The 21981-nt window shown below is 73.2% G+C and carries 14 protein-coding genes; 3 read left to right on the forward strand and 11 right to left on the reverse strand.

Going from position 1 to position 21981, the window contains the following annotated elements:
* Positions 1 to 3: 3 nt before the first annotated feature.
* Together ACZ49J_RS31605 and ACZ49J_RS31610 are read right to left on the reverse strand one after the other, a co-directional pair.
* Positions 4 to 2838: an FtsX-like permease family protein gene (locus tag ACZ49J_RS31605; RefSeq protein ID WP_467453991.1), complete on the reverse strand. Its 2835-nt coding sequence runs from the start codon at positions 2836 to 2838 to the stop codon at positions 4 to 6.
* Between the two features lie 104 nt (positions 2839 to 2942).
* Positions 2943 to 6194 carry an ABC transporter permease gene (locus ACZ49J_RS31610; RefSeq protein WP_468351065.1) on the reverse strand — a complete coding sequence of 1084 codons (3252 nt, stop codon included), beginning with the start codon at positions 6192 to 6194 and terminating at the stop codon, positions 2943 to 2945.
* Positions 6195 to 6288: 94 nt separating this feature from the next.
* Between ACZ49J_RS31610 and ACZ49J_RS31615 the strand changes: the two genes are divergently transcribed.
* A complete protein-coding gene (locus ACZ49J_RS31615) occupies positions 6289 to 6435 on the forward strand; it encodes a hypothetical protein (RefSeq protein ID WP_467453989.1) in 147 nt (48 codons plus the stop codon).
* 283 nt (positions 6436 to 6718) lie between these two features.
* Positions 6719 to 8119, forward strand: a complete 1401-nt coding sequence (locus ACZ49J_RS31620; protein ID WP_467453988.1) for a glycoside hydrolase family 43 protein — start codon at positions 6719 to 6721, stop codon at positions 8117 to 8119.
* Positions 8120 to 8127: 8 nt separating this feature from the next.
* On the opposite strand, the gene ACZ49J_RS31625 is transcribed toward ACZ49J_RS31620, so the two are convergent.
* The 6 genes from ACZ49J_RS31625 to ACZ49J_RS31650 all read right to left on the reverse strand — a co-directional run bounded on the left by ACZ49J_RS31625 (position 8128) and on the right by ACZ49J_RS31650 (position 15958).
* Positions 8128 to 9312 carry a 4-hydroxybenzoate 3-monooxygenase gene (locus ACZ49J_RS31625; protein ID WP_467454084.1) on the reverse strand — a complete coding sequence of 395 codons (1185 nt, stop codon included), beginning with the start codon at positions 9310 to 9312 and terminating at the stop codon, positions 8128 to 8130.
* A 161-nt stretch (positions 9313 to 9473) separates the two neighbouring features.
* Positions 9474 to 10676, reverse strand: coding sequence for a type III PLP-dependent enzyme (locus tag ACZ49J_RS31630; protein ID WP_467453987.1), 1203 nt, complete (start codon positions 10674 to 10676; stop codon positions 9474 to 9476).
* Positions 10673 to 12379: an IucA/IucC family protein gene (locus ACZ49J_RS31635; RefSeq protein WP_467453986.1), complete on the reverse strand. Its 1707-nt coding sequence runs from the start codon at positions 12377 to 12379 to the stop codon at positions 10673 to 10675. Before ACZ49J_RS31635 ends, ACZ49J_RS31630 begins: the two co-directional genes overlap by 4 nt.
* The gene (locus tag ACZ49J_RS31640; protein ID WP_467453985.1) at positions 12379 to 12603 is read right to left on the reverse strand and encodes a hypothetical protein; all 225 of its coding nucleotides are present in this window, start codon (positions 12601 to 12603) and stop codon (positions 12379 to 12381) included. Before ACZ49J_RS31640 ends, ACZ49J_RS31635 begins: the two co-directional genes overlap by 1 nt.
* A 398-nt stretch (positions 12604 to 13001) precedes the next feature.
* On the reverse strand, positions 13002 to 14780 hold the full coding sequence (locus tag ACZ49J_RS31645; RefSeq protein WP_467453983.1) for an IucA/IucC family protein: 1779 nt from the start codon (positions 14778 to 14780) through the stop codon (positions 13002 to 13004).
* Positions 14777 to 15958, reverse strand: a complete 1182-nt coding sequence (locus ACZ49J_RS31650) for an ATP-grasp domain-containing protein (RefSeq protein WP_467453982.1) — start codon at positions 15956 to 15958, stop codon at positions 14777 to 14779. Before ACZ49J_RS31650 ends, ACZ49J_RS31645 begins: the two co-directional genes overlap by 4 nt.
* A gap of 785 nt (positions 15959 to 16743) precedes the next feature.
* Here ACZ49J_RS31650 and ACZ49J_RS31655 point away from each other — a divergent pair.
* Positions 16744 to 17586, forward strand: coding sequence for a (2Fe-2S)-binding protein (locus ACZ49J_RS31655; protein ID WP_467453981.1), 843 nt, complete (start codon positions 16744 to 16746; stop codon positions 17584 to 17586).
* A 451-nt stretch (positions 17587 to 18037) separates the two neighbouring features.
* Here the strand turns inward: ACZ49J_RS31655 and ACZ49J_RS31660 are convergent, their stop codons facing one another.
* The 3 genes from ACZ49J_RS31660 to ACZ49J_RS31670 all read right to left on the reverse strand — a co-directional run bounded on the left by ACZ49J_RS31660 (position 18038) and on the right by ACZ49J_RS31670 (position 21885).
* Positions 18038 to 19366 (reverse strand): enolase C-terminal domain-like protein, encoded by a 1329-nt coding sequence (locus tag ACZ49J_RS31660; RefSeq protein ID WP_467453979.1) that lies wholly within the window; start codon positions 19364 to 19366, stop codon positions 18038 to 18040.
* Between the two features lie 83 nt (positions 19367 to 19449).
* The gene (locus tag ACZ49J_RS31665) at positions 19450 to 20787 is read right to left on the reverse strand and encodes a gluconate:H+ symporter (protein WP_467453977.1); all 1338 of its coding nucleotides are present in this window, start codon (positions 20785 to 20787) and stop codon (positions 19450 to 19452) included.
* A 159-nt stretch (positions 20788 to 20946) separates the two neighbouring features.
* Positions 20947 to 21885 (reverse strand): 5-dehydro-4-deoxyglucarate dehydratase, encoded by a 939-nt coding sequence (locus tag ACZ49J_RS31670; protein ID WP_467453976.1) that lies wholly within the window; start codon positions 21883 to 21885, stop codon positions 20947 to 20949.
* Between the last annotated feature and the right edge of the window lie 96 nt (positions 21886 to 21981).

The following is a 21981-nucleotide window of genomic DNA, read 5'->3' on the forward strand; positions in this document are numbered from 1 at the left end:
CGGTCACCGTTCCTCCGTGAGGCGAAGGACCGCGCCGAGGCCGCGGCGCCGCCCGATTAAGGTTTCCACGGCCACCGCGGCGACCACGAGCACGCCGAGCCCGAGGCCCAGGGCGGCGGTCAGCAGCAGATCGGGGTGCGAGGCGGGCGCCGTCGGGCCGCCGGTGAACTCCCGCAGGTCCAGGGTGGGTCCGAGCAGCGCGGGCAGCGTCAGGCCCAGTGCGGTGCCGCCCACCAGCGCCGCGAGCACCATCGGCAGGAGTTGCACCAGGTGCAGTGCCGAGGTGGCGCGGCCGCCGAGGCCCAGGGTGCGCAGGTAGGAGGCGGTGCGTCCGCGTTCGGGAGCGGACAGCAGCAGGTCGAGGACGAGGGCCAGAAGGGCGAGGACGACCGCGAGCGCGGTGCACGCGGTGTGCGCGGTCCGCAGGACGTCGACCATGCCGTCGGCGTCGGCGTCGGCCTCCTCCTCGGCGCGCACGCGCAGTTCGCCGACCGCGGTCTCGGCGGCGGAGCGCGGTACGAGTGACCGCAGTTCCTCAACGTCCAGTCGCGGGCCGTACAGCAGGAGCGCGGACTCCTCGAAGTCGTTCCCCTCGAAGGCGCCGAGTTCGCGGTTGTCGGTGAGCAGCAGCCGGTCGCGGGGCGAGGTGGTGCTGCGGACGGGGCCCAGTGCGGGGTCGTGGGCCACGTCGTCGGGGAGGACGCCCACCACGCGCAGGCGCAGGGTGCGGGCGTGCGAGGTGATGGTCAGCAGGTCACCGGCCCGGGCACCGGTGGCGAGGACGGGGATGTCCTGGTCACCGCCGTCACCGCGTCCCTTTCCGGTGAGTCCGGCGGCGTCGAGCGCGCGTGCCGCGGCCGAGCCGGGCGCGGCCTCGCGGAGTGCGGCGCCGTCGACACCGACGAGGCTGCCGACGCCGTACCGCTCGCCGCTGGTTCCGCTGGTCGGGTCGACGCGCAGCTGGCGCACTCCGACGGAGTCGCGCACCCCGTCGACGTGGGACAGGAGTGCGGCGAGGGCGGGGTTGCGTTCCGCGCCGCGGAAGGACGCGTCGGCGCCGACCTGCCAGGCGGCGGCCTCACGGCGCCCGTCCGCGAGCGTACCGGCGATCAGTCCGCCGAACACCGCTCCGGCCAGCGTCACCACCAGGACGAGCAGCGCGAGCGCCCGGGCCGGGGCGTCCTTCGCCGCCCGGGACAGCGCGACGACCGCCACGACGCCGCGCCTCCGTGCCGACCAGCGCGCCAGGAACCGTACCGGAAGCGGGTAGCAGCGTACGAGGACGCCGACGGTGACGAGCCCCAGCAGGGCGGGGACCGCGGCGAGCAGTGGATCGGGACCGGCGGCCCCCGTCGTGCCCCGGGCCCGCAGCGCGGCCACACCGCCGGCGGCGAGCAGCAGCACCGTCACCTCGGCCACGATCCGGCGGCCGCCCGCGTACGGGACCGGCTCGTGGCGGAGGGCGGTGGCACCGTCGCGCAGCGCGTGCCAGGTGAGTGCGGGAAGGAGCAGCCAGACGAGCAGGGCGACGAGCAGTCCGTATCCGTACGCGGGTGACGCGTACGGAAGGGACCACGCCGTGAGCAGCCCGGCGGCGAGCCCGAGCAGCACGGCGGGCGCGGTCTGCGCGGCCCGGGTGAGCGCGACACCGGTCGCGGAGGCACCCCGGGCGCGCTGGAGCCGGTGGGCGGCGAGGCGGCGGCGCACCGCGAGCAGGGCCGTGACGACGGTGGCGAGCATCCCCACCACGATCAGGGACGCGAGCGCGAAGGAGATGACGACGCGACCCTGCCGCCACTGCGGGGCGAACTCGCCGAGCACGTCGGGGAGTCGGGTGTGATACAGCAGCGCGGAGGACGGATGCGCGCCGATCTGGCAGACCATGCTCAGCCCTTCGGCGCCGCAGTAGCCGTCGCGCGCGTCCTGTGGGTACTGGTAGAGCAGTTGCCCGAGGTCGGCCTGCCCCCGGTCGTCGGCGAACCTGGCGGCGGTGCCCGCGTCGAGGTCCAGGCGTATGCCCCAGGTCGCGGTGAGCGTGGCGTCGGCCTGTGCCTGGAGGGTGGTGACGGTGCGCGGGGCGACGAGGGCGCGGGCCTCCCAGGCGAGCCCGGAGTCGTCGTCGGCCGGGTACTGGGCGGGGCGCGCCAGTTGGGGCAGTTCGCGTACGAGGCGGTCCCCGCCCACGGTGCCCTCGGCGCCGGTGGCTTCGGCGCCGGTGGCTTCGGCCGCGCTGTCGCCGCCCGCGCGGAAGAACCCCACCACGACAGCGGTGTCGTTCACCTTCCCCAGCGCACGTGGCTCGATGGGAAGTCGCTGCCCCAGCCGCAGTTTCAGCGCGTCGCGGGTGCGGGTGGACACGGCCATCTCCAGGGCCTCGGCGTCCGGGGCGGGTGGCCGTCCCTCGGCGTAGGCGGCCCGGCCCGGAGCGTCGGAGGCGTACACCAGGCCCAGGCCGACGTCCCCGGAGGCCGTTCTGGTGCGGACGAGGGGCAGTTCGACACGGGTGGAGTCGTGGACGAGACTGCCGTCCAGGGCGTCGGGGACCGCGCTGCGGATGGCCGTGGTGACGGGGCGCAGATCCTCTTCGAGGTCCCCGGCCGGGGTGCTCGGGAACTCGGGGTCGAACGCCGCGCTGAGCTGGATTCCGGATTCGGCCCGCTGCTCCCGCTCCAGCCGTGAGGCGAGTGCCTGCCCGGCGAACCGGTCGAGGACGGCCGGGCTCGCGGCGGCGACGGCGCTGAGCAGGGCTGTCAGGACCATCAGACAGGCGAGCAACGGGAGTTCGGCCCGTGCCTCGCGCAGGGCGACGGGGACGGGCCGCCGTGTGGGGCGCCTCATGGGTCTCCTCCCGCGCGCGGCCTCCGACGGGCCATCGGTCGTCTCCCCGCGCGCGGCCTCCGCCCCGCCATCGGCTCTCTCCCCATGCGCGGCACTCGATCGCGTCATCGGTCCTCCCCCGCGCGCAGCACCCGGGCCAGGTCGACCCGCCCCAGGACCCTGGCGGCGACGGTCACCACCGCGCAGATCACGAGCGTCGTCGCGCCCGCCGTGAGAGCCACGCGCACCCACGGCACGTCGGTGAGCAGCCCGGGGTAGACCGGCCGGCCGGTGTCGTCGACGGTGACCACCGGCATGATCAGCGCGGCCAGCGCGGTGCCCAGCAGGGTGCCGAGCACCGCCGCGACACCGGCGAGGGCGAGCTGTTCGGTCCACAGGTACGCGGCGAGCTGGCCGCGTCGTACGCCCAGTGCCCGCAGCAGCGCGAACTCCCTCGCCCGTGCGCGGGCGGAGAGCGCCGTGTGCAGGGTGAAGCCGACGACGGCGAACGCCGGCGCGAGCACCAGGCACAGAGTGAGCGCGCCGCGCGCGCCCTGCCGGAGCGGGTCGGCGGCCAGCAGGGCCCGCCTGTGGGGCACGTCGACGGCTGTGCCGAGGCGGGGGTCGGCCTGGACGGCGCGCAGCGCTGCTGTGGCGTCTCCGTGGTCGGCCGCCACCCACCAGGCGGTCTCGGCGCCGGGCAGAACACCGTCGAGCGCCAACTGGGCGGCCATGGCACGGGAGTCGGCGAGCATGCGGGGATGGTCCCGTTCGCCGCCCGGTACGGCGTCGATCTCCCCGACGACCTTGATCCGGGCCGTGCCGCCGCCGGCGCGCCGGAACGTGACCGTGTCGCCGACGCGGACCACGCCGGAGTTCAGCAGGGAGCGGTCGGCGAGGGCGGGCGCGGCCGGGCGGTCCTGGGCGCGGTCCGTACCGAGGCGCAGGTTCCATGTCGGGTACTTGACCGAGGTGTCGGGGCCGCGCAGCACCGCGTCGAGCAGCGTGCCGGAGCCGGGCCGGTCGGCGCAGAGCACGGGTCCCGGGGCGCTCCCGGATCCCCTGCCCGGCTTGGCCGCCGGGCATCCGGCGGCGTGCCGGTCGGGGGCGTCGGCGCGCAGGTCGTGCCAGGCGGCGGGCCGGGTGAGGCCGGGTATCTGGTCGACGGTGAGGCGGTAGGTGCGCCGCACTCGCTCGCCCTTCATGCTCACGCCGAGTTGGACGACGCGCAGGCCCTCACCGCCGGCCGGGAGCTTCAGCCGGACCGTGCGGACCTTGCCGCCGGTGTCGTCGAGGGCCACCTCACTGGTGTGGGTGAGGCCGTCGGCGTCGACGAGGTGCAGGGAGAGGAGGACGGGCCGGGGGGTGCCGCGCCCGTCGGCGGACAGGCGGACGCGGAGGGGGAGTTCGCGTGGGGCGCCGGCGAGGGGCAGTCCGTAGTCGGGGACGTCCCGGCCGAGGGGGGCGACGAGGTCGGCGAGGGGCCGGTCGGCGAGGTCGGGGCGCAGGGCCGGGGCGGGGCCGCGCTCGGTGGCGATACCGGTGACGGTGATCCAGCTCTGGGCGACGTAGCCGTTCGTGTCGACGACGGGGGTGACGGACCGGGCGCCGGGCAACGCGGCGTACGTCGTGCGGCGTTCGTCGGCCGGGAGTCGGTCGCTCGGCTCGATCCGCAGGTCGGAGCCCACTTGGAAGACTGCCTGGTCGTGGTCGCCGCGGTCCAGGATGGCGAGCGCGGTGCTGCTGAGCGCGGCGACGGCCAGCGCCAGTGTCACCAGCAGCGCGGGTCCGGCGTGCCGTGCCGCGCGCCGCCCCATCTGCCAGGCGCCCAGGGGTAGTACGAGTCCGGTGCCGCGCCGTGCGAGAGGGTCGGTGAAGCGGGAGAGCAGGGGCAGGGCCCGAAGCGCGAGGAGGGCGGCGGCGCAGGTCATCGCTACGGGGGCGAGCACCAGCACGGGATCGACGCCGCCGTCGGTGACCGGGGAGCGGTACTGGCGCAGCTGGAGCCAGCCGAGCACGGCGACGGCCGCGAGCGCCAGGTCGGCGCCCAGTCGTTGAGCCCCCGCGAACCGCCCGAGCCGCAGCCGGAGACGGCGCACCGCGTGCCGGTCCCGCACCGTCCGTACGGTGGGCAGCAGCAGGGAGGCCCCGTGCACGACGACGGCGAGCAGTGCCGCCGCCCAGCCGACGGCCAGGGTCCCCGTCGCGGGCACGTCGCCGGGTATCAGTCCGGCCCCGTCGAGCAGCCGCAGCAGCGGACCGGCGAGGAAGGGCGCGGCGAGTCCCGCGGGTACGGCGACCGCCGCCCACTGGGCCACCGTCGCCGAGGCCAGCCGTGGTGTTCCGGCGCCGCGCGCGGCCAGCAGGGCCAGTTCGGGGCGGCGGTGCTCGGCGATCTGGCGGGCGGTCAGCACGAGGGCGGCGGCGGCCAGGGCGGCCAGCAGGGTCGCCGGAACGTAGAGGCCGGCCCGGGCCACGGCGATGGGCGTGGACAGGGCGTCGAGGGCGTCGTCGAGCTGTGACTCGGCGCTCAGGCCGTCCGCGGGCCGTGTACCGCGGTAGACGGAGAGCGAGACGTCGCTGCCGCCGAACGCGTCGGCGCGCCGCTCCAGGGGACCGATGTCGTCGAGCCGCAGGCTGCCGGCGTCCGGTACGGCGAGCCAGAGCGCGTCGGCGTCCCGGGCCAGGGCGGGGGTCGAGGTCAGTGCCGGTCGTGGCACCAGGGCGATGGACTCGGAGTTGCCGAGGGCGCTGCTCAGGTTCGCCCAGACGGCCGGGCTGCGGCCGTCCGCCCGGTACAGCCCGGCCACCCGCATGCGGATCTGGGATCCGTCGTTCGCCTGGATGCGTAACTCGTCGCCGGGCCGCACCCCGAGGCGCGCGGCATACACGTCGGTGAGCGCGGTCTCGACGGTGCCCGCGTCCCCGGTCGAGCGCGGCCAGCGTCCCGCCGTCAGCCGGGCGTGCCGGGACTCCTGCTGGAGGGCGACCACGGACACGCCCGCGTCGTCGCGCTGCCGCCCGCCCGCCTCGGTGACCGGGAGCTGGGCGGAGCGGCTGTCCGGGGACCGTAACGCGGACCAGGTGTGGTGCGGTACGCCGCCGAAGGTGCGGTCGACGGCGGCCCGTACGAGGCCGTCCGTCCTCGCGTCCCCCGACCCGTTGTCACCCGTCTCGTTGTCGCCCGCCTCGTACGGCCCGGAGACCTCGATCACTGCCTCGGGGTCGCCGGCGAGCCGCCGTTGCACCCCGCCCTCGACCGCCTTCTCGGTGAGAGCGGCCAGCGCGGCCAGGACGGTCGCGGCCAGCAGCACGGCGAGCCCCGCCGCGCCGAGTACCAGTGCGTGGTGCCTGGTTCCCCGTAACGCGGCAGGCATACGTCTTCCGCTCAAGCCCGTGGTCTCCCCCCGTGCGACCGGCACAGTATGGGCACGACCCGGCGGCGCTGGCAATCTTGGAAACCGGTCAGCCTTGCCGGACGGGCACGACGGCCGGTTCGGCGACATTGACGTGCGCGGGCGCCGCGACCGCGAAGGCGATGGTCCCGGCGATGTCGTCGTCGGACAGCGGGCCCAGGCGGCCTTGGCCGCGCCGTGGACCGACCAGTTCGGGCTGTGAAGGTGCCCGGCCACCGAGCCGGCGTGGACCCGTCGGCCCGGGCTGTGTCGTCAGGGGCGCCGAGCATCACTTTGGCGTTGACCACCACGAGGTCGGCCTGGCCGAGGACCGAGGTGACCGTGCACTCGCTTCACACAGAAGTCCTGGAAGTACGGCAGATCGATTGACGAGCTCCCGACGCACCCCTACCTTCTGACCGATCCACCGAACCCTGTTCGAAATTACGGCCACTTCCCTGGCCGCCTCACCCCTCCCCGGCTCCTCCACGCCCTTTGGAGACCAGATGAACGCGAGACCACACCCGGGCCCCCAGCCGTCCCGCCGGCTCTTCCTCGGCATGGCCGCCGCCACTCCCCTCGCCATGACCGGGGTGATGAGCCTCGGCGCGGGGACCGCCCACGCCGCCGACTCCGCCTACGTGATGGTCTACTTCACCGAGTCGACCAGCCTCGGCGCGGGCACCGACTACGGTCTCCACCTCGCGGTCAGCCCCGACGCGCTGAACTGGACGCCGCTGAACCAGAACAACCCCGTCGCCACCCCCACGACGGGCGCGCTCGGTCTGCGCGACCCCTTCGTCATGCGCAAGCAGAACGGCACCTTCGTCGTCCTCGCCACCGACCTCAAGGGCACCGACTGGAGCTACAACAGCCAGTACATCCACGTCTGGGACTCCGCGGACCTGCGCACCTTCACCGGCTACCGCCGCCTCAAGCTGCACGACATGACCACCCACAGCTGGGCTCCGGAAGCGTTCTGGGACGCCGGGCGGAGACAGTACGCGGTCATCTACTCCTCGGTGAACTCCAGCGGCCACAACGTGATCATGGTGAACTACACCAGCGACTTCGTCACGGCCTCCGCCCCGCAGGTCTTCTTCGACCCGGGTTACGACGTCATCGACGGCAACATGACCGTCGGCGTGAACGGCGTCAACTACCTCTACTTCAAGAAGAACCAGACCCTCGTCGGCGCTCGCTCCACCTCGCTCGACCCGGGGAGCTTCACCGAGTTCAGCACCGGTGTCGCACACGGCGGCACCGAGGCACCCACCGTGTTCAAGTCGCTGACCTCGAACACCTGGTACCTGTGGGGAGACACCTACACGCCCAACGGCGTCTTCTACGCGTGGCAGACGTCCGACCTCGCGTCCGGCACCTGGACCGCCCTCGACCAGAAGACCTACACACAGCCGGTCAACTCCAAGCACTGCGGCATCGCGGCCATCACCACCACCGAGTACGACAACCTGCTCGCCAAGTGGGGCGCACCGGCCTGGAACCGGCTCAAGTCCTACAACTACCCGGCGCGCTACGTCCGTCACGCGAACTACGTCGGCCGCATCGACACCTACCCGTTCGACCTGTACACCGACTCCCAGTGGAAGCTCGTGCCCGGCCTCGCCGACAGCTCCGCCGTGTCCTTCCAGTCGGTCAACTACCCCACCCGCTACCTGCGGCACTACAACTACGCGCTGCGCCTCGACGCCAACGACGGCACGTCGACGTTCGCGGCGGACGCGACCTTCCACCGCACGGCCGGCCTGGCGGACTCCGCCTGGGCGTCCTTCCGCTCGTACAACAACCCGACCCGCTACATCCGGCACTCCGACTACGTCCTGCGCATCGACCCGATCTCGACCGCCACCGACCGGCAGGACGCGACCTTCCGCGTCGGCTACTGAGGAAGCGGCTACTGGGCGAGCGGCAGCCCCGTGTAGTTCTCCGCCAGCTCGGCCGCGGCGTGCTCGGAGGTCGCGACGCGGTCGAGCTGGGAGAGCTGGAGCTTCGTCTCGAACGGCGACTGCTCCGGGTCGGTGTGCAGGGTGGTCGTCATGAAGTACGAGAAGTGCTCCGCGCGCCACACCCGGCGCAGGCAGGTGTCGGAGTAGGTGTCGAGCAGGTCGGCCGAGCCGGTGTCCTTCAGGTGCGCGAAGGCGCGGGCCAGGACGATGACGTCGGCGGCGGCCAGGTTGAGGCCCTTGGCTCCGGTGGGCGGCACGATGTGGGCGGCGTCGCCGGCCAGGAAGACCCGCCCGTAGCGCATCGGCTCGGTGACGTGGCTGCGCATCGGCAGCACGGCCTTGGAGGTCACGGTGCCGCGCTTGAGGCGCCATTCGGGGTTCGCGTCGAGCGCGAAGCGGGCGTCCAGCTCGTCCCAGATCCGCTCGTCGGACCAGTCGGCCGGGTCCGTGCCGTTGGGCACCTGGAGGTAGAGCCGGCTGACGGACTCGGAGCGCATGCTCGCCAGGGCGAAGCCGCGCTCGGAGTGCGCGTAGATCAGCTCGTGGTAGACGGGCGGAGCGTCGGCGAGGATGCCCAGCCAGGAGTACGGATACGTCCGCTCGTACGTCGTGCGCACGCCCTCGGGGACGGCGTCGCGGGTCACGCCGTGGAAGCCGTCGCAGCCGACCACGTAGTCGCAGGTCAGCGTCTGTTCGCGGCCCTCGTGGGTGTAGCGGATCACCGGCCTGTCGGTGTCGGCTCCCTCCACCGCGTGCACCTGCGCCTCGAAGTGCAGCGGGCCGCCGTCGGCGAGCTGGAGGGCGATGAGGTCCTTCACCACCTCGGTCTGGGCGTAGACCCACACGCGGCGCCCGCCGGTCAGCGCGGGGAAGTCGACCCGGTGGGCGCGGCGGCCGTAGCGCAGCTCGATGCCGTCGTGGGGCATGCCCTCGCGGTCCAGCCGCTCCCCCGCGCCCGCGGCACGCAGGACGTCCACGGTGGCCTGCTCCAGGATTCCCGCCCGCTGCCGCTGCTCGACGTACGCCCGGTCGCGGCTCTCCAGGACGACGCTGTCGATCCCGGCGTTGTGCAGCAGGCGGGCGAGCAGCAGGCCGGAGGGGCCGCCGCCGATGATCCCGACGGTCGTGTGCATGAACTTCTCCTCGTCGTCGAGGACGGGCCCGGGCCCGGAGCGGCCTCCGGACACGGACGTGTGCGCCTTCTCAGTGTGACTCCCCGGGCGTTCTGTTCGCCCAGTGAAACTTGCTTCACTTCATTGCTCGCGCTGAAGTCTGCGCCCCCGCCCGTCCCCTGTCAACGGTCACCCGCCCCCAGGAAGTGGAAGCCGGGCCGCGGGTGCATCAGGAAGTCGTGGTGGGAGATGTTCCACGCGTACGCCCCCGCCAGGGCGAACGCCACCCGGTCCCCGGCCCGCAGCCCCGGGGCGTGGACGTGGCGGGCGAGGACGTCCTTCGGGGTGCACAGCTGGCCGGTGAGCGTGACGCGGTCGCCGCCGGCCGCCGGACGCGGCCACGGGTGGGGCCAGCCGTCCACCTCCAGCACCGAGCAGGGCTGGTCGTGCCCCTTGGCCGCGGGCGTGCGCAGATGGTGCGTGCCACCGCGGACCACCGCGAACTCCTCGCCGTGGCTGTGCTTCACGTCCAGCACCTCGGTGGCGTACCAGCCGCAGTACGCCGTGAGGGCGCGGCCGGGTTCGATGCGCAGGGTCAGGTCCGGGTACTCGTCGGCCAGCCGGGAGAGGCCCTCGCCGTACGCGGCCCAGTCGAAGCGGCTCTCGGGCTCGGCGTAGTCCACGGTCATCCCGCCCCCCACGTTGACCTCGCCGATCGGGACGCCGAGTTGCGCCGCCCAGGTCACGACGGCGCGGGCCACCGCGAGGAGGTCGGGGGCGTCGAGCCCGCTGGCCAGGTGGGCGTGCACGCCGCGGAGTTCGAGGTGCGGGTGGGTGCCGTCCGTGAGGGCGCGGAGCACGGGGGCCGCCCGGGACGGGTCGAGGCCGAAGGGGGTGGGGCGCCCACCCATGGCCAGGGAGCTGCCCGCCAGCGTGCCGTCGGCCATGGCGAGGTTGAAGCGGAGCAGGACCGCCACCCGCTCCCCCGGTACGACGCGCCGCGCCAGCTCGGCCAGCACCCGCAGCTCGTGCTCGCTCTCCACGTGGAAGCGGCCGACACCCCGCTCCAGCGCTGAGGTGATCTCGTCCGGGGTCTTGCCCGGGCCGCCGAAGGCCAGCGGGTGTGCCGGCACGGCCTTCGTCACGTGGATGAGCTCGCCTCCGGAGGACACCTCGTACCCGTCGACGTAAGGTGCCAGCGCGGTCAGGATCTCCGGCTCGGGATTGGCCTTCGCCGCGTAGTACAGCTCGACGCGCGGCGGCAGTGCGGCCCGCACGGCGGCGGCGTGCTCGCGCAGGGCGTCCAGGTCATGGATGTAGGCGGGGAGCTCGGTGCTCGGCAGGGACAGCACGCGGTCGCGGACGGAGGACGTGGGACGGGTCATCGGGCACTCCGGAGCAGGATGTCCTCGGCGAGCGGGGAGGGCAGGCGGACGTAGCCGGCCTCGCGGTCGGCCTTGCGTTCCCAGCGGGTGAGCAGATTGGCCTTGGCGGGGAGCGGAACTCCCGCGAGCAGGGCGGCGAGGCGGGGCGGGCAGCCGTCGCGGTCCGCGTAGGCCCGGAGGGCGGCCCGGACCCTGCCCCACAGCTCGGCCTCGATCCCGGGGTGCAGGTCGGCGAGGGCGGCGAGGAGTTCGGCGACGTGGTTGACCAGCAGGCAGTACACGACGCGGTCCCAGCCGCGCCGGCCGTCGTACGCCATCGGGCCCGCGACCTCGGGCGGCAGCGCGGCGAGGGTGCCGGCGTGGTGCTCGGGGACGAGCTTGGTGCCCTCCAGGTCGCGGAAGAGGACCTGGGCGGGCATACCGTCGGTGTCGACGCAGATCAGCACGTTCTGCAGGTGGGGTTCGAGGACCAGGCCGTGGTCGAAGTAGGCGGCCAGGACGGGCGGGACGAGGAGCCGCAGGTAGGCGGCCCACCAGTCGAGGACGGCCCGGGGACCGGCTCCGCCGAGGAGGCGGGACACGTGCGCGGGGCCGGTGGGGTACTCGTCGGCGACGGCGGCCGCGAGCAGCGGGGTCGTGCCGGGCAGCAGCCGCCGGGAGAGGCCTTCGCGCACGATGACGCCGAAGCCCTCCAGCAGGGTGCGGTCAGAGGTGCCGTCGGGGCCGGGCAGGGCGAGGCTGCGGTAGGCGGGCTCGCGGAGCATGGCGCTGCCGGGGAAGCGGACCTCCAGCTCGGCCAGCACCGGGGCGAGGACCCGCGTGAGGGCGACGGCTCCGGAGAGTTCGTAACTGGCGTTCTTGCGCAGGCAGTTGGTGATGCGGACGTTGAGGCTGAACTTCAGGAACGCGTCACCGTCGAAGAGAGTGCGCACGGAAGCGGTGGCGGCGAAGGGACTGCCGCCGGGGCCGAGGTCGAGGACGTCCCCGCGGCCGAGGGCCTCGCGCAGGGCCGGGTGGGTGCGCAGCATCTCGTACTGCCAGGGGTGCGCGGGCAACAGCCGGTAGCCGTCCGGGACGTCGTCGCGCCGGGTGTCGAGGACGGCGGTGGCCCCGGGCTCGGCGCTGTCCTCGGCGATCAGGTGGTCGCGCACGGCGAGGTGCCGCAGGGGGAAGGACGCCCCGGTCTCGGGCGCGTACGTCCGCCACGCGTCCACGTCGCCGGTGCGGGCCTTGGGGGTGGGGTGGAAGCGGTGCCCGAAGAGGAGGGACTGCTCGGAGGCGAGGTAGTCCGGGCGCCCGTCGCCGTCGGCGCTGCCGCGTGCGTCGAGGGCGGCGGAGACGGTGTGGTGGCTGGAGGCGATCTGCCGCAGGAACTCCTCGTTGCGCACGCCGGTGCGCAGGAACAGTTCGTCGTGGGTGTACGTGGCGAGGCGGCGCCAGTCGACCTCCCGCCGGCCGGTGCCGGTCTCCTCGTGCACGGGTCCGGTGAAGCGGTGCGCGCCGAGCAGCGAGGTACGGCGGAGCGCGGCGCGCAGCAGAACGCCGCGGCGGGGCAGCCGCACCAGCAGATGACCGTCGGCGACGGTGGTCTGCCGCTCGGGGCCGGACACCTCGCGCACCAGGCAGTTGAGGAGGGTGTGGGCCACCGCGTCGTCGGCGGTGGGCAGAGACGCGGTGGCGAGGGCGTCGGAGAGGGGGGACATCAGCGGCTCCAGCGGGGGTTCAGAGCGACGGTGACGGTGGCGAGGGCGGTGAGCGCCGCGGCGGCACCACCGGTGACGACGGGAGCGGTCGGGCCGAAGCGGGCGCTGCCCGTGGCCGCGGCGGCTCCGGCCGCGACGGTCCCGGCCGTGGAGAAGAACTCCGGCGGCCCGGACGGCCCGCCGGGTGCCCGCCCCTGTCCGCAGGCGGCGGCGAGGACCGACACGCGAACGTGCCGCCGAGGAAGCCCTGTCGTACGGGCGCCGCCGTGAACGAGACGAGCGAGTCGGCCCACCCGGCGAGCAGAAACGACACGGGGAGCCGCAACTGAGCACGCGGAAGCAGCCGTTCGCGCCCGAAGCGGTCGGCGAGCCGTCCCCGGAGCGGGGCGGCGAGCGCGCCGGACACCGTGGACAGCACGAACAGCACGCCCGCCCAGCGGACCGTCCGGCCGCCCGGCTCCGGAAGGACCTCGGCCAGGTACGGCGGGAAGCCCGACGCGGCGAAGGACGCCACGAAGCAGCAGCCGGCCACGGCGTGCACCTGCCGGCGGTCGAACGTGCGGCGAGGCATGCGCCGCGCCCCGGCGCTCGTGCCGCCGCCCCGTGCGGCGCGTCCCGGCGCTCAAGCCGCCGCCCCGTTCGCCGCGTTGCCCTCCGGCAGCAGGTAGTTGGGGCCCGTCGTGTAGTGCTTGTTGATGTCGGCCGCTCCCGATCGCTCCTTGCTGAGCAGCGTCCCGGCGGTGACCATGGCCTTCACCGGCAGCCGGGGCGCCTCCAGCACCCGTGCGCGCAGAACGGCTCCGGGCTCGCCGCCCAGCCGGTCCACGGCCTGAGTGAGCCGGTCCCGTACGAGGGTCAGCAGCCGCGGCAGGGAGGCCCGGCCGCGCCCGGCGAGCCCGAACGCATGGGCGCCCGCGCACAGATGGAGGGTGATGGTGGCGAACAGGTCGGCGACCGGGCCGTCGTCGCAGCAGAACGTCCGGGGGTCGTCGAAGCCCCATGGCCCCCTGATCGACGCCTCCAGCCGTGCGGTGTTGATCCGCGGCCCGTCGTTGTCCTTGAGCAGCAGCCGCAGCTCGCCGGGGCGCGGTCCCAGGACGAGCGAGATGTTCTGCTGATGGGACTCCAGGGCGATCCCGTGGCCGAAGAGCGTGGCCTGCCAGTCGAAGAGGAGCGTGAGCACGGCGTCCAGGAGGGCGACCACGTCACCGTCGTGGAAGCGGTCGGCCAGGTGGTCGATCACCAGTCGCCCGCCCGGGGCCTCGGCGAGCAGCGCGGCCATGGGCACGACGACCGAGTCGTCGAGCCCTTCCGGGTAGCGGCGGCACAGCACGGCCAGCATCTCGTGCCCGGCGTGCGCGTACACGGTCTCGTCGGCGTGCAGGACCTGCTCCCGGAAGCGGGGTTCACGGTCGACGACCGCTTCCAGCAGCCGCTGCCCCGCCGCACCGTCGATCAGAGTGCCGGGCTTGATGGAGCGCTTGTTGCGCAGGCCCAGCGTGGCCGTGGGCAACGGGAGTTTGAGGTGCAGCGCCGGGTCGGCGGCCAGTGCGACGGTACGGGCCGACAGCGTGGGGACCACGTCGAGGTGTCCGTGGTCGGCGAGCACCGCGCGGCCGGTCAGTCCCGTCTCGCGGAGCGCCTCGTCCAGGGCGGTGCCGATGGCCAACGGGTGGACGGGAACGGCGACATGGGTGCGGTCCAGCTCGGCCAGCCCGAGCGCGGCGGGCGTGGGCCAGCACTCCGGCAGGCTCCCGGAAACGGTGAGCGCGCCCTTCGGTACGGCGAGCCAGCGCAGCGCGAACCGCGGGTGGAACTCAGGTGCGTAGGCGAGGAGTTGGTCCTCGGTGAGCCCGGAGCGGCCACGAGCGGTCGGGTACACCGGGTGGTCGAGGCGCGCGGCGAGCGCGTCGTGGGCGAGGCTGCCGGTGAGGCCGTTCCAGTGGGCGGGGTCGGCGCCGTAACGCTCGGCGAGCCGTTCGTGCACCGCCTCGGCCGTCTCGGCGTGCAGCCGCATCGCGGCGAGCGTCTGGCGGCACTCCTCGGCGAAGGCGTCGAAGCCGTCGCGGTCGACGGGCTCGGCGAGTGCGCGCAGGTGGGCGAGGACGGTCTCGTACCCCATCGCCCCGGCACCGTCCGACTCCCTGACGAGCAGCGGCAATCGGGCCGCGTACGCGCACTGGAACCCGTCCTCGGCGACCGGCAGCAGCAGGGCGTCGTTCTCGGTGGGCAGCCGGAGCCAGGGGCCGTCGGGCCGGTGGACGAGTGCGCTGCGCGTGCGCAGGCCGACGACGTCCTCACGGAGCAGGGCGCTGAGCACGCGGGTGAGCAGTCCGGACTCGACGGGATCCAGGTCCGCGGATGTCGTCATCGCCGGCGAGATCGCCTGGGTCGTCGTCATGGCTCGATCACCCAGTTCCGGGCCGCTAGGAACCCGGCCGTCGCGCGGTCCACGGCTTCCTGGTCGGTGCCGACCACCCGCAGGACGCCCAGGTAGTCGCGGTTGGTGCGGTACAGCTCGTGCCGCTCGCCGACCGGCCGGAGCGGACGGTACGTCACGTGCACGCCGCCCGCACGGAGTTCGGTGGCTCCGGGTGCGGCGGTGAGGGTTCCCGCGCGCTCGGCGCACGGGTACGCCAGCCGGGCCGCTCCGTCGCGGCGCGCGCCCAGGTCCGCGGGCAGGGGTTCGCCCAGGTGCGTGCGCAGGATGTGCTCGAAGAGCGGGATGTCCAGGAGCTGGGCGAGCAGCAGGTCGCACTGGTCGCCGATGGCCCGGTAGTTGACCTCGATGAGGCGCGCCCGGCCCTCGTGGACCACGAACTCGGTGTGACAGGCGCCGAACCCGACACCGAGCGCGTCGAGTTGGGCGAGGACCTGGCCGGCGACCGGCTCGGGGTGGGCGGGGACGAAGGTCATCCGCTCCTCGATGAAGTACGGCGGCGGGGACAGCTCGGTGTGGAAGCCGCCCAGGACGTGGCGGACGCGGCCGTCTCCGAGGGTCTCCAGCGTGTACAGCTCGCCCGGCAGGTACTCCTCCACGACCAGTGTGGCTCCGGGGCGGCGCGCGAGGATCTCCTTGCTGTGCGCGGCCAGCTCCCCGGGTCCGTCGACGAGCACGACGTCCTCGCTGGCCACGCCCTCACGGGGCTTGACGACACAGGGGTACGGGGCGTCGAGGGTGAAGGGGTCGGTGTGTTCGGTGATCTCCGCGGACCAGACGGTGTCGGCGCCCGCGGCGGCGAGCCGGCGGCGCATCTCGGCCTTGTCCTTGGTACGCAGAGTGGCCCGCCAGTCCTTGGCGGGGAGGCCGAAGTAGTGGGCTGCCAGTGCGGCCTGTGTCTGGAGGTGGTCGCTGTTGGTGAAGACGGCGTCCGGGGTGCGGTGCGTGGAGACGCGCGTGACGACGGCGCGGAAGTCGCGCACGTCGCACTCCAGGATCTCGATGCCGGGGCAGGTGCGGCGGTGGGCGTCGGGCTGGTCGGTGAGGACGGTGACATCGAGGCCGAGCCGGGCGGCGGCGGGCAGGAAGCCGTCGGTGACGGAGTCGGTGGGGTTGAGGGCGAGCAGGTACAGGCGCATGGGTGTTCTGGTGACAACTTCCTTGGGCGGATGGCTGGTTGTGAGAGGTGGCCGTGGCCGCTCGGTACAGCACTCCCCCGGGCGCGGGAGTCACCTCGCGGCAGGGACTCACCTCTCGGGCGGCTGGGCACCGGTGGCCTTCACCGCGCCGGCGAGCCTCTGCTCGGCCGAGCCGGGTGACGGCGAGCCCGGACGTCCACGCCGACACACCGAGCAGCGCGGCGCCCGGAAATGCGCTGCCGATGCAGCCCGCCGGCCGGCCGCGCGCCGCCGGCAAGCCGACGCCCTGGCGACATCACTTGCAACGCCCTTGGAAGCAAGAGGGGTTGGAGCACGGCGCCATCCAGTACGAACCATGCCGTGCCGAGGCCCGCGGTCCCTAGCCCCCGGGTGAACAGCGCGGCACCGGCCGCGCCCGCTGACGCGATCCACAGGTACTCGGGGACGGCGTGGGTGAGCCCCAGCACGAGAGGGGCCCCGAGCCCGGCGAGGAAGTGGGGTCCGTGCCGGAGGGCACGGAAGGGTGGCGCACCGGAAGGTGCCGCCTGTTCGGTCACGGCCACAAGGCGTGAGCTTAGGTTAGGCAAGCTTAAGCTCTCAACCGGCCACGCGATCACCACACCACCGAAGTCCCGCCGCCACCGGAAGGCGATTTCGCAGGTCATCGATTGCGCGCCACCTCACACACCGCCACCCGGCCGCTCCTGGTCATCAGCACTCGATCTTCAGACTAAGGTAAGCCTTACCTTTTATCTCGCCCTGAAGTCTCACTCTCTGGAGTTCCGATGACCGTGGCCCTCGACCTCGCGCCGGCGGACGCCGGCACGGACGTGCCCGGACTCCTGGCCGCGTCGTACCAGCGGCTCGCCTCGCTCTGCGAGGTGCTGTCGGTGCGCGTCACGTACGCCGGTCGACCTCGCCCGTCGGGACCGTGCCTGACAGAGGGCCAGGAACAGGTCGAGGCGTTCGTCGCCGCGGAGGCCGCCCGGATCCAGGACCGTTTCGACCACGCCGCACCCCGCCATGTCGCCGCCTCGCGGGCCCTCCACGACTACGCCTGGTCGGTGGGCCTGCTGATGGGCGGGGTCTGGTACCTGGAGCGGAGGGTGCCGCACATCGCCCCCGAGGACGTTCGGATCGACCTCGCGGCCGGAGCGTTCGAGGTGACGCCGGGCACCCGCCTCGCCTGTCTACCCGACGACCCGGCCGCCGCGCTGCCCGGTGCCCTGCCCCTGACCCACGAGGAGGCGCTGCGGGGCGAGCTGAGGCAGGCGGTCGCCGGTCACATGGGCCCCGTCCTGGAGGCGATCGGTCCATACACACGGCGTGGGTCACGCGCCCTGTGGGGCATGGTCGCCGACGACCTCGTCTCGGGCATCTGGTACCTCGGCCGGGTGCTCGGCGAGGAGGCCACCGCCGTGCGCGCCGCGACCGACATCCTGCCCTCCGCCCTGGCCCCCTTCCCCGGCGGCGCCGGCTTCCGCCACCTGCGCACCGCCGACGGCCGCGAACACCCCACCCGCACCCGTACCGGCTGCTGCCTCTACTACACGATCCGCCCGGGCGAGGCCTGCTCGACCTGTCCCCGCACCTGCGACGCGGAAAGGGTACGGCGGCTCGGCGGGTGAACCGCAGAGCCCCCGACCGCTACTGGGCGCTCGCGGACGTCGCCCGAGGCACTGCGACCGGAGCCCGCGCGCGGCGTGATGAACGTCTCCGGCCACGGGAGCGCCCCGCACCGCTCCCGGTTCCCGCCGTGCCGGAGTCCACGGCCACCGCCTCTGGCCGGGCTCACGGTCATGGTGATCTGCTCCCCCGTGCTGTGCGGGACGGCGATGGTGGGACGGCTCCGTGGCCGGCGGCCGTCGTCCTGGTTCCCCCCGCCGCCTCCTCTCTCGGTCCGGCGGCCGCCAACGCCACTGCTCTCGCCACCGCGCGCCCCGCAGGCGCCAGGCAGTGCCTCGGTGCTGCTGGGCTCGCTCCAGTTCGGCCTCCGCGAAGCGGCCCTGGGTGCCGTTCGTGGCGGACGGCTCCGTCGAGAGTGCGGCTCGGCGTCGGCGGAGCGCGTCCCGGCCGTACTCAGCGCACGAGGCAGGGCCGCTTGCTGTCGAAGGTCCAGTCCTTGATCAGGTACTGCATCCCTATCGCGTCGTCACGGCCGGACAGCGCCTTCTCCTCGTAGAGCTCCTGGGCCGCGAGGAGACGGTCCATGTCGAGCCGGACGCCGAGGCCCGGCGTGTCCGGGACGGCGACCTCGCCGCCGATGATGCGCGGCGGTTCGACGGTGAGCCGTTCCTGTCCTTCCTGCCAGATCCAGTGGGTGTCGAGGGCGTTGTACTCGCCGGGCGCGGCGGCCCCGCAGTGCGCCATCATCGCGAGCGAGATGTCGAAGTGGTTGTTGGAGTGGCATCCCCAGGTCAGTCCCATGGCGTTGCAGAGCTGGGCGACCCGTACCGACCCCTGCATGGTCCAGAAGTGGGGATCGGCGAGCGGGATGGAGACCGACTGCAGGGCCAGGGCGTGGGTCAGCTGCCGCCAGTCGGTGGCGATCATGTTGGTCGCCGTGGGCAGTCCGGTGGCCCGTCGGAACTCGGCGAGGATCTCCCGGCCGGAGAAGCCGCCCTCCGCACCGCAGGGGTCCTCGGCGTAGGCGAGCGTGCCGACGAGGGGGCGGCACAGTTCGACCGCCTCGCGCAGCGACCACGCGCCGTTGGGGTCCAGGGTGATCCGGGCCTCGGGGAACCGCTCCTTGAGCGCCTGGACGGCCCTGACCTCCTCGCTGCCCTCCAGGACACCACCCTTGAGCTTGAAGTCCTGGAAGCCGTACCGGTCATGGGTGGCCTCGGCCTGGCGGACGATCGCCTCGGGGGTCAGCGCCTCCTCACGCCGGATCCGGTACCACTCCACGTCCGCGTCGGGCTCGCGGAGGTAGTCCAGGTCGGTGCGGTCGGGGTCGCCTACGTAGAACAGGTAGCCGAGGACCCGCACGGCGTCGCGCTGCTTGCCGTCGCCCAGCAGCGCGGCGACGGGGAGGTCCAGGTGCTGGCCGAGCAGGTCGAGGAGGGCCGACTCGACGGCGGTGACCGCGTGCACGGTGGTGCGCAGGTCGAAGGTCTGGGCGCCACGTCCGCCGGAGTCGCGGTCGGCGAACGTGGCCTGCATCGTGCGCAGGACGCGCTTGTAGTCGCCCACGCGCGCCCCGACGACGAGCGGCGCCGCGTCGCGCAGGGTTCGGGTGATCTTCTCCCCGCCCGGTACCTCGCCCAGGCCCGTACGTCCCTCGGAGTCCTCGATGACGACGACGTTGCGGGTGAAGTAAGGAGCGTGGGCGCCGGAGAGGTTGAGCGCCATGGAGTCCCGGCCGGCGACCGGGTGGACGGAGAACTTGGTGACGACGGGCTGGCTCATGACGGCGATGCCCTTCTCGTGAGGGAGCTGACGCGCCGGGTGTGTCAGCGGTGTCAGCGCTGTCGACGGACGATTTCGGTACATCAGATGCTCAGCGCGTCGAGGACCTGTTCCAGGACGAGTACACCTCCCAGGCCGAGGATCGCGAGCACCGTGGTGTAGGTGGTGCGCGCCTTGATGGCGTCCAGGACGGACAGGTTGAAGTACTCCTTGAACATCCAGAAGCCCGGGTCGTTGACGTGGGAGAAGGCGATGGAGCCGCAGGAGACGGCCAGCACCATGATCTCGGGATGGACGCCGCTGCCCGCGAGCAGTGGCAGCGCCACCCCGGAGGCGGTGACGACGGCGACGGTCGCCGAGCCGAGGGCCACGCGGAGGATGGCCGCGATCAGCCAGGCCAGGATGATCGGGGAGATGGACCAGCCGTCGGTGGTGTCCTTGATGTAGTCGGCGATCCCGCCTTCGACGAGGACGTTCTTGAAGGCCCCGCCCGCGCCGATCACCAGCAGGATCATCGCCATCGCCTGGGCCGCCTCCTTGCAGGAGGTACTGACCTCCGTGAGGCTGCGCCCGATCCGGGGGCCGAACGCCCAGACCGCGACGAGCAGCGTGAGCAGCAGGGCGATCGGCGCCGATCCGATGAAGGCGACGAAGTGCAGCGGCGCGTTCGAGGAGGAGGTGGACAGGTCGGTCACCGCGGCTCCGGCGATCAGCACCACGGGCAACAGGGCCACCGCCAGGGACCAGCCGAGGCCGGGCATCTCCTCGTCCTCGAAGACGCGCTCGCTGACCAGGCCCTTGGGGATGGACGGGTTCATCACCCGTACGAACGGGATGCGGGGCCACAGCAGGGCGATCAGCGCTCCGATGGGGACGGCGATGAACAGCCCGTAGAACAGGGTCAGTCCGACGGACGCGTGGAAGGTCGCGGCCACCGCGGTCGGGCCCGGGTGGGGCGGCAGGAAACTGTGCATGGTGGACAGGGCGATCGACATGGGCAGCCCCACCCACAGCAGGTTCGAACGGGTGACCCGGACGAGGGTGAACGCGACCGGCACGATGATGACGAAAGCGACCTCGTAGAACATGGTCACGCCGATGACCATGGCGGTCACCACCATCGCGACCTGGACCCAGCGCGGGCCGCAGACGGCGAGGATCCTGTCGGCGATCCGCTGGGCGGCACCGGAGTCCCCCATCACGCGGCCGACCATGGCGCCGAGTCCGATGGTCAGCATGGTGTCGCCGATCTGGTCCCCGATCCCCGTGGAGAGGACGTCCGGGATGTCCTCAAGGCCTATCCCCTGGACGAGGGCGACGCCCACGGCCACGAGGAGCAGGGCGGCGAAGCCGTTCAGTCTGAGCTTCGTCATTAGGACGAGGAGGACCAGGACACTGATCCCGACAACGACGAGCGGCATGTGTCAGCTCTCCCTTGAACTGGCGGTGCGGTGGTGCGTGTGCACGGGCGCTGCGGTGGTGCGTGTGCACGGGCGCTGCGGCGGTGCGTGTGCACGGGCGCTGCGGCGGTGCGTGCGTGAAGTGCCGTCGAGGACTTGGCGATGGGATGTGCGAAGGGGTCAGCGTGCGGCGCCGGCGAGCCCCAGACCGTGATCCAGCAGCTTGGTCAGCTCGGCGAGGTCGTCGGGGCCGGGGTCCGTGAGCGGTGCGCGCACCGGACCGACGGGCAGGCCGCGCAGCCGGGCGGCGGCCTTGACGAGGGAGACCGCGTAGCCGGGGACCCGGTCGCGCAGTTCGACGAACGGGACGAAGAAGCCGCGCAGCAGCTCGTCCATCCTGGCCGTGTCGCCCTCCCGGAAGGCGCCGAAGAAGGCGCGCGCGATCTCCGGGGCGAAGGCGTGGACGGCCGACGAGTACGCGGGGACGCCCACCGCGGCGTAGGCACGGGCCTGGATCTCGGCCGTCGCCGCCCCGTTGAAGAACAGGAAGCCCTCGGGTGCCGCGAGCGTCAACCGCTGGAGGCGGTCGAGATCGCTGTGCCCGTCCTTCAGGCCGATGACGGTGGGGATCTCCGCGATACGGCGCAGCCCGTCGGCTGTGAAGGAGACCTGGTCCCGCTGGTAGGCGATGAGGGGCAGGCGGGTGCCGGACGCGATCCGGCGCAGCTGCTCCACCAGGCCGTCCTGCGGGGCCTTCACCAGGTAGTGCGGGAGCACCAGCGCGGCGTCGGCGCCCGCCTCCTCGGCGACGCGCGCGAACCGCAGGGCCTGCGCCCAGCCGTAGCCGATGCCCGCGACGACGGGGACACGCCCGTCGGCCGCCTCCACCGCGGCCGTGACGACCTGACGGTACTCGTCCTCGTCCAGCGCCGTGAACTCCCCGGTGCCGCAGGCGGGGAAGACCGCGCCCGGTTCGGCGGCGAGCTGGAGGGCGAGGTAGGAGCGGTACGCGTCCAGGTCCAGGGCACCGTCCTCGCGGAAGCTGGTGAGGGGGAAGGACAGAACGCCCCGGGCCATGCCCCGACCCAGGCGCCCGACGACGTCGGCTGTTTCCACCATGTTCACTCCATCGAATGCGGTCCTCATATGAAGACGTCGTCTACATATGAGGACGGAGGCTAGATGCATGGACGCGTCAGGTCAATGGGTGCGCGG

The sequence above is a fragment of the Streptomyces sp. NPDC030840 genome (genome assembly GCF_055572015.1).